General features: G+C 76.8%; 7 protein-coding genes. 5 read left to right on the forward strand and 2 right to left on the reverse strand.

Annotated features, from left to right (window positions below):
* Window positions 1-285: 285 nt before the first annotated feature.
* Window positions 286-4,758 (forward strand): hypothetical protein, encoded by a 4,473-nt coding sequence (locus tag WCD74_RS14440; RefSeq protein WP_337695549.1) that lies wholly within the window; start codon window positions 286-288, stop codon window positions 4,756-4,758.
* Window positions 4,755-7,586: an FAD-binding and (Fe-S)-binding domain-containing protein gene (locus tag WCD74_RS14445; RefSeq protein WP_337695550.1), complete on the forward strand. Its 2,832-nt coding sequence runs from the start codon at window positions 4,755-4,757 to the stop codon at window positions 7,584-7,586. Before WCD74_RS14440 ends, WCD74_RS14445 begins: the two co-directional genes overlap by 4 nt.
* A gap of 3 nt (window positions 7,587-7,589) precedes the next feature.
* Here WCD74_RS14445 and WCD74_RS14450 read toward each other — a convergent pair whose 3' ends face one another.
* Window positions 7,590-8,348, reverse strand: coding sequence for a glutaminyl-peptide cyclotransferase (locus WCD74_RS14450; RefSeq protein WP_337695551.1), 759 nt, complete (start codon window positions 8,346-8,348; stop codon window positions 7,590-7,592).
* Window positions 8,349-8,401: 53 nt separating this feature from the next.
* On the opposite strand from WCD74_RS14450, the gene WCD74_RS14455 reads away from it, so the two are divergent.
* Window positions 8,402-9,178 carry a DUF3027 domain-containing protein gene (locus WCD74_RS14455; protein ID WP_337695552.1) on the forward strand — a complete coding sequence of 259 codons (777 nt, stop codon included), beginning with the start codon at window positions 8,402-8,404 and terminating at the stop codon, window positions 9,176-9,178.
* Complete coding sequence (locus tag WCD74_RS14460) at window positions 9,165-12,092, forward strand: sacsin N-terminal ATP-binding-like domain-containing protein (RefSeq protein WP_337695553.1); 2,928 nt, start codon at window positions 9,165-9,167, stop codon at window positions 12,090-12,092. The genes WCD74_RS14455 and WCD74_RS14460 overlap by 14 nt, the downstream gene beginning before the upstream one ends.
* On the opposite strand, the gene WCD74_RS14465 is transcribed toward WCD74_RS14460, so the two are convergent.
* Complete coding sequence (locus WCD74_RS14465) at window positions 12,089-12,331, reverse strand: DUF2530 domain-containing protein (protein ID WP_337695554.1); 243 nt, start codon at window positions 12,329-12,331, stop codon at window positions 12,089-12,091. The two genes, WCD74_RS14460 and WCD74_RS14465, sit on opposite strands and share 4 nt — an antisense overlap.
* A gap of 33 nt (window positions 12,332-12,364) precedes the next feature.
* On the opposite strand from WCD74_RS14465, the gene WCD74_RS14470 reads away from it, so the two are divergent.
* Window positions 12,365-13,801, forward strand: coding sequence for an NCS2 family permease (locus WCD74_RS14470; protein ID WP_337695555.1), 1,437 nt, complete (start codon window positions 12,365-12,367; stop codon window positions 13,799-13,801).
* Window positions 13,802-13,951: the final 150 nt, after the last annotated feature.

Consider the following 13,951-nt stretch of genomic DNA (forward strand, 5'->3'; position numbering starts at 1 on the left):
CCACGGCGATCCGTGCCGCGGAGCGAGGCTCGAGACCATGATCACCGAGCACTTTCGGCGGGGCACCGCCGGCACGGACCGTCGACGGTGCTCGTTGATCATCGACGATCGTGGATCACTCTTCCGGCTTGGAGGGGGGAGACCTGGGTCGATTGTCGATCGCGTTGTGTGACTCGATTCTTGATCGCGATGCGGTGGGGTGGTCGGGGGACCGGGCCTGCCGCGAGCGGATCACGAGGAGTAGTCGCTGTGGCTGGTCGGCATCGCAGGGGTTCCCGTCGTCGGGTGGCGGTGGGGTCGTTGGTGGGGGTGCCGGCGGCGCTGGCGTTGGTGCTGGGGGTGGCGCCGTCGCCGGCGGGCGCGGGGGTCGCGGGAACGGGGCCGGCGCACGCGGTCGCGGTGGACCCGGCGTCGGGGACGGTGTTCCAGGCCGATCCCGTGCTCTCGGCGGTGCGGGTGTTCGTGCCGGACGGGCGCGGCGGCCTGCGTCAGGTGCAGTCGGTGGGCGTCGGCGCGACGCCCGTGGCGGTGGTCTACGACGCGGTGTCGAAGCGGGTGCTGACCGCGGACAAGGGCTCGGGCACGGTCTCGGCGGTGGTGCGGTCCGCGAGCGGGGGCTGGACCTCGGGTGGCTCGGTGCCCGTGGGCTTCGCGCCGTCGGTGGTGGCGGTGGACCGGGCGGGGTCGGTGCACGCGGCGTCGTCGGGGTCGGGGACGGGTCCGGTGGCGACGCTGGCGCGCCCCTCGGGCACCTCCGGTGCGAGCAATGCGTCACTGCTGGCACCCAGCGCCAGGAACGCCGCACCGTCGGCCGCCGCGAAGCCCGTGGCGGCGGCGCCCGCGCTGCCGGCGGCTCCGGCGGGATGGCTGCCGAAGTCCTGGGCGGGCTACACGGTGACCCGCGGCGAGGGGTTCGTGAAGTACAGCTCGCGCACCGGGAACACTGAGTTCTGCTTCGGCACGTGCACCGACGTCGCGGTCGGCCAGGCCGGGGTGAACGGCGGTCAGGGCGGTACGGCGTACTGCATCGGGATCTGCACGAACCTGGCGACCGGGGCGAACGGCGGCGCCGGGCAGAACGGCGGGAAGGGCGGGACCGCCTACTGCCTCGGGGTCTGCACGAACGTCGCGGGCGGCGGTCGCGGCGGGGACGCCACGGGTGCGTCGGCGGCCGGAGGAAACGGTGGCGCGGGCGGCACCGCGGTCTGCCTGGGTGACTGCCGGTCCCTGGCGGTGGGTGGCCGCGGCGGCGACGCGACGGCGGTCGGTGCGGAGGGCCTCGACGGCACGACGGAGGCCGCGGACGGCACTGCCGGACAGAGCGTGACCGCGGTCGGTGGGCAGGGCGGCGACGGCGGCTCGACGGTGACCGTGCGCGGGATCGGTCGGGGCGCCGGCGGACTCGGCGGCAACGCCGCCGCGGTCGGCGGCACCGGCGGCGACGGTGCGGATGTCACTGCGATCGGGCAGGACGGAGCCCCAGGCCAGACCGGTCAGAGCGTGACCGCTGTCGGCGGCGCCGGGGGTAGCGGCGGGAACGCCGCCGCGACCGCGGGACGGGGCGGCACCGGGGCGGGTGGCCGGGCCTCCTCGGGCACCGCGACCGCGCAGGCCGGCGTCGGCGGCGTCGGCGGGGACGCGACCGCCACCGGCGGCGGCTCCGCGACGCAGCCGTCCGGCACGAACGTCGTCGGCGGCGCGACGGGTGCCGTCGTCGGTGGGAATGCCGGCGCCGGCGGGGCGGCGAGCGCGACCGGTGGCCGTGGCGGGGCCGGTGGGACGGGCACCGCGACCCGCGACGGCGCCGTCACCACGACGACCGGGGCCGGTGGGGACGGTGGCACTGCCACCGCCACCGGTGGGCGTGGCGGCGACGGGGACGACGTCGACGGAGCGAACGAGCAGGCGGGCGGCACCATCGAGGTCGTTGCCGGCGCCGGTGGCACGGGTGGCGCCGCGAGCGCGACCGCGGGTCAGGCGGGTGGCCCCGGCGGCAGGGACGGGGCGGCGACGGCCACCGGGGGCGCGGGCGGGCCCGGCGGTGACGCGACGGCGACGACCGTCGACGGGGTGGCGGGCACCGTCGGCTCCGAGGACGGCGGGAACGCCGGCAGGGCGACGGCCGTCGGCGGACTCGGCGGGAACGGCGGCGCGGCGACCACCAGCCCGGGCGGGACGGCCGCTCAGGGCGCCGGCGGCGTCGGCGGCAGCGCTACCGCACTGGCGGGCGACGGCGGCGCCGGGCTCGACTCGACCGTCGTCGGCGGCGCCGGGCAGGCAGCGACCGCGACCGGTGGTACCGGCGGCACGGGTGGTGGCGCGAGCGCGACGGCGGGCCGCGGGGGTACGGGCGCCGCTGGGCAAGCCGCCTCCGGCACGGCGACCGCCGATCCTGGTGTCGGCGGTGCGGGCGGAGACGCCACCGCGACCGGCGGCGACGCGGTCACGGTGACCTCCGCGCCCGTCGTCGTCAGCGGCGGGGTCGACCCCGTCGTGGTCGGCTCCGGCGGCGCCACCGGTGGCGCCGCGAGCGCGAGCGGCGGACGCGGCGGCGCCGGGGGAAGCGGGACGGCGACCCGGGACGGCGTCACCACCACGACGACCGAGGCCGGCGGTGACGGCGGCACGGCGACCGCGACAGGGGGCCGGGGAGGCGGCGGGGTCGACGTCGACGGGACGAACGACCGGGCCGGCAGCAACGTCCGGGTCATCGGCGGTCGCGGGGGCGCGGGTGGGGCATCCTCGGCCACCGCGGGCCTGGCGGGCGGCCCGGGCGGCGAGGACGGGGCGGCGACGGCGGTCGGAGGCGCGGGAGGGTCCGGTGGTGACGCGACGGCGACGACCGCCGACGGTGTCGCCGGGACCAGGGGATCCGCGGACGGCGGGGCAGCCGGGACGGCGAGCGCGACGGCCGGGACCGGTGGGAACGGCGGCGCGGCGACGACGAGCCCGGGCGGATCGGCCGCGCACGGCGCCGGCGGCGTCGGCGGCAGCGCGACCGCGAATGCGGGCAACGGCGGCGCCGGGCTGGACGCGTATGCCGTCGGCGGTCCCCTCGAGGACGCGACCGCGACCGGCGGTGCCGGCGGGGCCGGCGGCGGAGCGGTCGCCACGGCGGGGCGCGGGGGCCAGGGTGCCGGAGGACCGGCAGCCTCGGGGGCCGCGACGGCGAACCCCGGCACCGGTGGCGCCGGCGGGGATGCCACGGCGATCGGCGGCGTGGGCGGCACCGGACAGGGGAGTTCCTCGCAGGGCGGCGGTGTGTTCACCGCGACCGGCGGCGACGGCAGCGCGGGCGGTGCGGCCGCGGCGACCGGCGGCCGGGGTGGCGCCGGCGGGACGGGCACGCAGACCCGGGACGACGTGACCACGACCGTCACGGGCATCGGCGGGAACGGCGGGACCGCGGACGCGACCGGCGGCCAGGGCGGCGCTGGCGGCTCCGCAGAGGTGGTTGACCTGACGTCCACCGTGGGCGTCGCGGTCACCGGCGGGGTCGGTGGCGCCGGGGGTACTGCGATCGCGACGGCCGGTGAGGCCGGCGGTCCGGGCGGACTGAACGGTACGGCGACGGCCACCGGCGGCGCAGGCGGCACGGGTGGTGGCGCCCGCGCTCAGACCGCCGACGGACGCGACGGCACGAACGGGGCGAAGAACGGCCGGGACGCCGAGGACGCGACGGCGACCGGCGGGGCCGGTGGCGACGGAGGCCTGGCGACGACCTCGCCCGGCGGCACGGCCACCCGCGGAGCCGGTGGCACGGGCGGCAGCGCCACCGCCGTGGCCGGCGACGGCGGCAACGGCGTCCTCCCTCTCCCGGAGGCGTTCTCGGGAGCCCCGGTCGGCGGCGACGGCGGCGACGGCGGGAACGCGGCGGCGACGGCCGGGCGGGGTGGACTCGGCCCGGACGGGCGCCGCGGACGGATCCGTGTCGGCCACCGCGGGCGGCGGTGGGGACGGCGCGGACGTGACGGCCCGGGGCCAGGGCGGTTTCGCCGCGGGTCTGGGCGGTCAGTCGGTGAGCGCGACCGGCGGCAACGGCGGCAACGGCGGGACCGCCGCCGAGAACGGTCGGCAGGTCGGGCAGGGGACGGGCGGCGACGGTGGGGACGCCGTCGCCGTCGGTGGCGGAGGCGCGACCGGCGCGTCGGGGGGCTTCCCCTCCAGCGGCGGCACGGGAGGCAGCGCGACCGCGACGGGCGGCACCGCCGGCTCCGGGAGCTCGCCGGGCTACAGCGGCAACGCGACCGCGAGCGGCGGTTCCGGTGGACGGGGCGTCGACGGGGTCCTGTTCGACTTCGGGGACTTCAGCCTGCCCACCGCGGGAAGCGGCGGGGGCGCCGGCGGCGCCGCCACGGCGACCGCCTCGGGAGGCGGTGTCTCCACCAGCAGGGGCGGTTCCGGCGGCGACGGCGGCAACGGCGTCGACGGGAACGGCGGCAGCTCCGGCGGCGGGGGCGGTCGGGGCGGGGACGCCACGAGCGAAGGTTCCCGAGCGACCAGCCGGGGCGGCAACGGCGGCAGCGGCGGGGACGGCCGGGGCACCCGCGGGAACGGCGGGAACGGCGGCGACGGCGGGAACGCGACGGGCGGCGACGCCCAGGGTGGCTCCGGCGGCAGCGGCGGGTCGCCCGGCGGCTCCGACGGTGCCGACGGGACCCCGTCCTCCGACGACTAACCGGACCAGCACCCGCCGTCGGGAATCCCCTTCCCGACGGCGGGTGTTCGCGTGTCCGGGGTGCGATCCTGGACGGGTGACGGCCACCACCACCCTCGCCGAGTCGCTGGCCCGGGTCATCGCCGACCCGCAGCGGATCAAGCACCGTCCGATCGACCTCGCCGCGCACGCCAACGACGCGAGCCACTATCTGCTGCACCCGCGGGCGGTCGTGCTCCCGGCGGACGCGGCGGAGGTCGCGCAGCTGCTGCAGCTCGGCGTGCGGGACCGGCTGAACCTGACGTTTCGCTCGGGCGGCACGAGCCTCTCGGGGCAGGGCGTCACCGACGGCGTGCTGGTGGACACCCGTCGGTTCTTCCGGGGTCTCGAGGTCCTCGACGACGGGCGCGCGGTGCGACTGCAGCCGGGGCTCACGGTCAACGAGGTCAACGCCCGCCTCGCCCCGTACGGCCGCAAGATCGGGCCGGACCCGGCGTCGTCGGCGGCGTGCACCATCGGCGGAGTCGTCGCGAACAACTCGTCCGGCATGAGCTGCGGCACCGAGTTCAACACCTACTCGACGCTGCGCAGCCTCACCCTCGTCCTCGCCTCGGGCACCGTGATCGACACCGGGCGGCCGGACGCGGACGACGAGTTGCGCCACCGGGAGCGGGAGCTCTACGAGGGGCTCGCGAGACTGACACGGCGTGTCCGGGACGACGCGCACTCCGTCGAACGCCTGCGCCACCTGTTCTCGATGAAGAACACGATGGGCTACGGGCTGAACAGCTTCCTCGATTACGAGCGCCCGATCGACGTGCTGGCCCACCTGCTCGTCGGCTCCGAGGGGACGCTCGGGTTCGTCGCCGACGTGGTGCTGGAGACGCTGCCGATCCTCCCGCACGCCGCGACCTCGATGCTGGTCTTCGCGAACACGAGCGATGCCACCGATGCGCTCCCCGCGCTGCTCGACGCCGGGGCGAAGACCCTGGAGCTGCTCGACGCGCGGGCGCTCGTCGTCGCGCAGTCCGACCCGCGGGCGCCGTCGACCGTCAAGGAACTCGACGTACAGAGCCACGCCGGCCTGCTCGTCGAGTTCCAGACCGCCACCGCCGACGAGCTCGATCACGTCCAGACCGACGCCGAGCCGGTCCTCGCCCAGCTGCCGCTGACGAGGGACGCCGGCCTGACCCGCGAGCCCGCCGCCCGCGCCTCGCTGTGGTCGCTGCGCAAGGGGCTCTACACCGCGGTCGCGGCGGCCCGCCCGAGCGGGACGACGGCGCTGCTCGAGGACATCTCCGTCCCGGTCCGGACGCTGCCGTCGACCTGCGACGGGTTGACCGAGCTGTTCGACCGCCACGGCTACGAGGGCTCGGTGATCTTCGGGCACGCCAAGGACGGCAACGTCCACTTCCTGGTCAACGAGCGGTTCGACGACCCCCGCGAACTGGAGCGCTACCGCGTCTTCACCGACGAGATGGTCGACCTCGTGCTGGCCCAGGACGGCACTTTGAAGGCCGAGCACGGCACGGGCCGGATCATGACGCCGTTCGTGCGCCGGCAGTACGGCGACGAGCTGTACGGCGTGATGCAGGAACTGAAGCGTCTCTGCGACCCGACCGGGCTGCTCAACCCCGGGATCATCCTCTCGGACAAGGCCGACGCCCACCTGCGCGACCTCAAGACGGTCCCGACGGTGGATCCCGAGGTCGACGCCTGCGTCGAGTGCGGCTACTGCGAGCCGGTCTGCCCCTCGCGGCGGGTCACGACGACCCCGCGCCAGCGCATCGTCCTGCGCCGCGCCGCCGCGAAGGACCCGGCGCTCGCCGCCGAGATCGAGGCCGACTACGCGTACGACGCCGTCGACACCTGCGCCGCCGACGGCATGTGCGCGACGGCCTGCCCGGTGCGCATCAACACCGGCGACCTCATGAAGCGCCTGCGCTCCGAGCGGCACTCTGACCGGGCGCAGCAGGCGGGGAAGGCCGTCGCGCTCCGATGGCAGGGCGTGTCCGGGACGGCGCGCGTGGCCCTGCGGGCTGCCTCGGTGGTGCCGGGTCTGGCCTCGGCGGCCTCGGCGGCGGCCCGGAAGGTGCTGCCGACCGACCTCGTCCCGCTGTACACGCGGGCCGTGCCCTCCGGCGGTGACCACCGGCCGGGGCCGGTCTACCCGGCGAACCCGGACGTCGTCTTCTTCCCGACCTGCCTGCACCAGGTGTTCGCGCCCGCGAAGGGGGAGCACGCCGATAGTGGGTCCGCGCACGCGTTCCTGCGCCTGGCCGAGCGCGCGGGCGTCGTCGTGGCCGTGCCCGAGGGGATCGGGTCGATGTGCTGCGGCGTGCCGTGGGAGTCCAAGGGCTTCACCGAGGGCAGCCGCGCCATGGCGGCCCGGGTGGTCGACGGCCTGTGGGCGTCGACGCAGCAGGGCCGGCTGCCGGTGGTGGTCGACGCGTCGTCGTGCACGCACGGCCTCGAGGGGCTGGGGAAGCTCCTTCCCGACGACGGGCGGGTGGCGTCCCTGCGCTTCGTCGACGCCGTCTCGTTCACCGCCCACGAGATCCTGCCGAAACTTGCCGTCGGGACGAGGGCGTCGTCGCTGACACTCCACCCGACCTGCTCGACGACGCACCTCGGCATCGGCGACGACCTGCGGCTGCTCGCGGAGGCGGTGGCGGACGAGGTCGTCGTGCCGAAGGCCTGGGGCTGCTGCGGCTACGCCGGCGACCGCGGGATGCTCCACCCCGAGCTCACCGAGGCCGCGACCGCCGAGCAGGCCGCGGAGGTGCGCGCCCACCCGACGGAGCTCTACGCGAGCTGCAACCGCACGTGCGAGATCGGCGTCTCGCAGGCCACGGGCGCGACGTACCGGCACGTCCTGGAGGTGCTCGAGGAGCTTGTGAGTACTAATCCGTCCGTGGACACGGATTAGTACTCACGAGGCGAACGCCACCTTGTACGTCACCGGCCAGCGCTTGCCGGTGACGAGGAACTCGTCCGTCCCCGGGATCGCCGCGATGCCGTTCAGGACGGCGTCCGGGTCGCCCCGGGTCTCCGCGGGCCGCAGCGCGGACGCGTCGACGACGCTGGTCACGCGGCCGGTGGCCGGGTCGATCCCGACGATCTCGTCGGTCTGCCACACGTTCGCCCAGATCGTGTTCCCGGTGCACTCGAGCTCGTTGAGCCGCGTCACCCCGGTGTCGACGGTGCGCCGCGGGGCGAAGGTCACGGGGTCGCGGAACACCAGGGTCGAGGAGCCGTCGGAGGTCACCAGGTCGGTGGGGGTGTCGCAGATGCCCCAGCCCTCGCGGTCGAGCGGGAGGGTGCGCCGGACGGCGAGCGTGGCCGGGTCGCGCTCGTACACGACGCCGTCCTGCCAGGTCAGCTGCCAGATGCGGTCCGGGGTCACCGTGATGCCCTCGCCGAACTGACCCGGCGGGAGGTCGACGGCGCGGCGCACCGCGCCCGTCGTCGGGTCGGTCTCGCGCAGCTGCGACCGGCCGCGCAGCCCGGTGCCCTCCCAGAGCGACGCCCCGTCGATCTCGAAGCCCTGGGTGAAAGCCGCCGGGTCGTGCGGCATCGTCCCGAGGACCTGCACCGTGAGCCGGGCGACGCCACCGTCGGGAACGCCCGGCCCGGACGAGGCACAACCGGTCAGGCCGACGACGAGGACGAGCGCGAGGAGCCACCGCACCCGGTGAGACTCCCACGACGGGGGCGGGTCCCCCGTGCGGCACAATCGGGGGCGTGCAGGACCTCGCTGACGGAGCAGCTCCCACCACCGTGCTCGCCGACGCCGTCGACCTGGCGCGCGACGCCGCGGTCGAGGCCGCCGACGGCGAGGCCGCGCAGGTCGGCGCGCACCTCGAGGTCGTCGCCGAGGACGCCACCGCCGCCACCCACTACTTCGCCGCCGACAAGCCCGGCTACCGCGGGTGGACGTGGGCGGTCACCGTCATGGGCACCGACGAGGTCACCCTCGGCGAGGTCGCGCTGCTGCCGGGTGCGGGTGCGGTCGTCGCACCGGAGTGGGTCCCGTGGAACGAGCGGGTCCGTGCGGAGGACCTCGCGCCCGGCGACCTCCTGCCGGTCGACGAGGACGACGAGCGGCTCGTGCCCGCGCACGCCTCGCTGGACGACGACGAGCCCGGCGTGGAGGAGGTCCGCGCGGTCGCCGACGAGCTCGGCTTCGGCCGCCCCCGGGTGATGAGCCCCGAGGGCCGGTTCGACGCCGCCGAGCGCTGGACCGGCGGCGACTTCGGGCCCACCGCCGAGATGGCCCGGGCGGCCTCCGCGCACTGTGGGACCTGCGGGTTCTACCTGAGCCTGGGCGGATCGCTGCGCAGCGCGTTCGGGGTGTGCGGCAACGGCAACGTCCCCGCCGACGGGCACGTGGTGCACTGCGAGTACGGCTGCGGCGGGCACTCCGAGCTGCAGGTGGACACCGGCTCGGTCGTGATGGTCGCGGAGCTGGTCTACGACGACGGCGTCGACATGGAGCCGGCGTCGGATGGGAACGCCTGACCCGTTCGGCACGGCCGCGCTGCGCCGCGCGGTCCTCGAGGCCTGGGCCGCGTCCCCCGCGCGGTTCCGGGAGGACGCGAACGCCGAGGAGGATCTCGTCCGCGGCGGCTACCGGGGGCGCTGGTTCGTCGAGCTGGTCCAGAACGCCGCCGACGCCGGAGCGGCCGCCGGCGAGCCGGCCCGGGTGCGGGTCACGGTGCACGACGACGAGCTGCGCGTCGGCAACACCGGTGCGCCCCTGGACGCCGCCGGCGTCGCCGCGCTCGCGTCGCTGCGGGCGTCCGCGAAGCGGGCGGGGGACACCGTCGGCCGGTTCGGGGTCGGCTTCAGCGCGGTCCTGGGCCTGACCGACGCCCCGCGGGTCCTGACGAGGCGGCCGGACGGCGAGGTCGCGGGCGTCGCGTTCGACCGCGCCCGCACCCACGAGGCCGTCACGGCGCTCGACGGTCCCGTCGCGGAGGAGGCGCGACGGCGAGGACCCGACGGCGTGCCGGTGCTGCGGCTGCCGTGGCCGGTCGACGAGGACCTCGACCCCGCCGTCACCACCGAGGTCCGGCTCCCGCTGCGGGTGCCCGGGGGCGAGGTGCTGGGCGAGGTCCGCGACCAGGCCCGCGACCTGCTGCTGGCCCTGCCGTGGCTGGCCTCGGTGGAGGTCGACGGTCGCACGCTGGAGCGCGTCGACGCCGGCGACGGACGGGTCGTCGTCGGCGGGGTCGGGTGGACGACGCTGCGCTGCGGCGGTGACCTGCCGCCGGAGGTGCTGCGCGAGGACGACGGCCGGGCCGCGCTCGCCGTCGAGGACCGGATCCGTACCACGTGGGATGGGCTGTGGGCGGTCCGCGACAGCCCGGGCGCCTCGGCCCGCGAGTCCCTGCACGCCCCGACCGCCACGGCCGAGACGACCACCCTGCCCGCCCGGCTCGTCGTCACCGTGCCCCTCGACGCCGACCGCCGCCACGTCCGCCGCGGCCCGGTGACCGACCACGTGCTCGCGGCCGCCGCCGGCGCCTACCCCGGCCTGGTCGCCCGCGTCGACCCGGACCGCCGGACCACCCTGGTGCCCGCCCCCGGCCTCCCCGCCTCGGCGGTGGACGCGGCGCTGCGCGAGGGCGTGCAGGACGCGCTGCGCCACGCCCCGTGGCTGCCCGGCGCGGCCGGCCCGGACGTCGTGCCGGCCCGCGCGGTCGCCCTGGACGTCCCGACGGCGGGTCTGCTCGCGGCGCTCGCCGACACGGTCGACGGGCTGGTCGTGCCCGCGTGGAGCCCGGCGCTCGGCGACCTCGGGGTCACCCGGCTCGACCCGGCCGGGCTGGCCGACCGCCTGGCCGGGCTGCGCCGCCCGCCGTCGTGGTGGCACGGCCTCTACGCCGCGCTCGCGGGCCTCGAGGCGCTCGACCGCGCCGAGCTCGCCGCCCTGCCCGTCCCGCTCGTCGACGGCCGCCTCGTCATCGGCCCCCGCGGCACCCTGCTGCCCGGACCCGGCGTCGCGAAGGCCGGTCTGGGCGGTGGCCTGGGCCTGCGGCTCGTGCACCCGGACGCCGCCCACCCGCTGCTCGCCTCCCTCGGCGCCCGCGCCGCGGACGGCCCCGACCTGCTCGACGAGCCCGAGGTCCGCGAGGCCGTGGAGCGGTCGGTCGACGACGCGGAGGCGGGGCTGGACGTCGGCCCACTCGCGCGGCTGGTGCTGGCGTTCGCCCCCGGCCGGGACCCGGCGGGCTCCTCGGTGCTCGGGGCGCTGGCCCTGCCCGACGACGACGGCGGGTACCGCCGCGCGGACGAGCTCGTCCTGCCCGACGGCGCGCTGCGTGCGGTGCTCGGCGACGACTCCCCGGTCGGGGTGGTGGCCGACGCGGCCGTCGCCGAGCACGGCCGCGCGGCGCTGCACGCGGTCGGGGTGCTGGACGGGTTCGCGATCGTGCACGACGACGCGCCGACCGGCCCGGACCACGACCTCGACGACGAGGAGACGTGGTGGTCCGAGGCCGTCGACCCGGAGCCGGGACGCGGCGCGGAGCCACCGGACCCGCCGGGCGCGCTGACCGCCGTCCGCGACCTGGAACTGGTCGCCGACTGGCCCGCCGCGTGGGGTCTGCTGGCGGCCGACCGCGCGGTGCGCGCCGCGCTCGTCGCGCTGCCCGGCGAGCCGGTGCCCTACACCGCCTGGTGGCTCGCCCGGCACGGCCGCCTCGCCGGCCACCGGCCGGGCCACTGGCGGCTGCCGGGGGCCGGCGCCGATCCGGCCGTCGCGGCGCTCTTCGACCCCGCCCCGGTCGACCTCGACGGCGGGTTCCTGACGGCGGTCGGGGTCCGCACCGATCTGCGCGTCGCCGACCCGGCGCAGGCCGCCGACCTGCTCGCCCGGCTGGCCGACCCGGCCCGCACCGTCCCGCCCGGGGTGGCACTCGCCGCGTACGGCGCGCTCGCCGCGGCCGTCGCCGGGCAGCGGGTGGACGTCGCCGACGTCGAGCCGCCGCCGCGGGTGCGGACCGCGGGCGGCGGGGTCGTGGACGCCGACCCGGCCCGCGACCCGGCCCCCGTCGTCCTGGACCGGCCGTGGTTGGCGGCCGCGCTGGACCCGGCGGTCGTCGTGCCGGTGGCGCCGGACGGGGCGGCGGCGCTCGCCGAGCTGCTGGACCTGCCGGTCGCCTCGGAGACGGTGCACGGCGAGGTCCGCTCGCCCGGGACCGCCACCGCGTGGACCGCGGTCGCCGACGTCGCGGTCTGGGCGGCCGCCGTCGGGCGGGAGCTGCCGCCCGGCGAGGTCGTGGTGCACGAGCGCCTGCGGGTCGCGGCCACCGTCGACGGGGAGACCCGGGACGTGTTCCCGGGCGTGTGGGTCGAGCTCGGGGTCGTGCACACCGACGACCCGGTGCGCGCGCTGCTCGCGGGCTGGACGGGGACCGGCGGGATCTAGAGCTTCTGCGCGCCCTTCGAGCCGCGCGCCGCCGCCGCGCGCTGCACGGCCAGCACCGACAGGCCCACGACGCCGAGCCCGACCCCGACCACGCAGGCCCACACCCACGGCGTCGACCCGCCCGCGAGCAGCACGACCACCAGCGCCACGACCCACACACCCATCCCGACGAGCACGGGCCGGACCGGGTCGGTCAGCCGACGCGGCAGGGGCGGGGGCTGCCAGTCCGGTTCGACCACACACCGAGCCTACGACCCCGCTAGCCTGCCGCCGTGCTGCAGCGACTGTTCCGGCTGGACGAACGGGCGACGACCATCGGGGCGGAGGTCCGCGGGGGCCTCGTCACGTTCGTGACGATGGCCTACATCGTCGTGCTGAACCCCCTGATCCTGGGCAGCATCGACCCGGCATCGGCCAGCGCGAAGCGCGACGTCCTCGGGGCCACGCTGTCCGTGCCGCAGGTCGCGGCCGTGACCGCCCTGGTCGCGGGGGTCATGACGATCCTGTTCGGGCTGATCGCGAACTTCCCGTTCGCGCTCGCCACCGGGCTCGGCATCAACACCCTGGTCGCGGTGAGCATCGCCCCGCAGATGACGTGGCCGGAGGCGATGGGCCTCGTCGTCATCGAGGGCGTCATCATCGTGATCCTCGGTCTGACCGGCTTCCGGACGGCGGTGTTCGCGGCCATCCCGGACGCCCTGAAGATCGCGATCGCCGCCGGCATCGGGGCGTTCATCGCGCTGATCGGCCTGGTCGACGCCGGGTTCGTCCGCCGCATCCCGGACGCCGCGAACACCACCGTGCCGGTCGGGCTCGGCATCGAGGGCTCCATCGCGAGCTGGCCGACCGCGGTGTTCTGCGTGGGCCTGCTCCTGACGGCGGTCCTGGTCGCCCGCGGCACGAAGGCCGGCATCCTCATCGGCGTCGTCGCGACGACCGTGCTCGCGATCGTCGTCGAGGCGATCGTGCAGGTCGGCCCGTCCAACGGCACGAACCCGCGCGGCTGGAACCTCGGCTACCCGGGCCTGCCGTCGTCGGTGGTCGGCCTGCCGGACCTCTCGCTGGTCGGCGACGTGTCCTTCGGCGCGTTCGCCCGCCTGCCGATCATCGCGGTGACGCTGCTGGTGTTCACGCTGGTGCTGGCGAACTTCTTCGACGCCATGGGCACGATGACCGGGCTCGGCCGCCAGGCCGGGCTGGTCGACGAGAAGGGCCAGCTGCCGAACATCGGCCGCGCGCTGGTCGTCGAGGGAGCCGGCGCGGTGGCCGGTGGTGCGGCGTCGTCGAGCTCGAACACGGTGTTCGTCGAGTCGGCCTCCGGCATCGCCAGCGGCGCCCGGACCGGCCTCGCCAACGTCGTCACGGGCCTGCTCTTCCTGGCCGCCATGTTCTTCACCCCGCTCTACGAGGTGGTGCCGGTCGAGGCGGCCGCGCCCGCGCTCGTCGTCGTCGGGGCCCTGATGATGGGCGGGGTCCGCGACATCGAGTGGGGCGAGTTCCGGGTGGCGCTCCCGGTCTTCCTGACGATCGTGACGATGCCGTTCACGTACTCGATCGCGAACGGCATCGGCGTCGGGTTCATCAGCTGGGTGGTGCTGCATGCGACGACCGGGCGGGCCCGCACGATCCACCCGCTGATGTGGGTGGTCGCGGTCGCGTTCGTCGCCTACTTCGCGGTCGGGCCGCTCCGGGCGGCCCTCGGCGGGTGAGGTGTGAGCCGGTCGTCCCTCCGGTTGACAGGCCGTCGGGGCGCCGGAACGGTTGTGCCCGATGGGTAACGGAGCCACCACGTTGACGCGCCGTCGGCACGTCGACTTCGGGCTGTGCTCCACCCAGGCGTGTCGAGGCTGAATCTCCAC

Origin of the sequence: Actinomycetospora aurantiaca (genome assembly GCF_037401875.1) — a bacterium.
GTDB lineage: Bacteria > Actinomycetota > Actinomycetes > Mycobacteriales > Pseudonocardiaceae > Actinomycetospora > Actinomycetospora aurantiaca.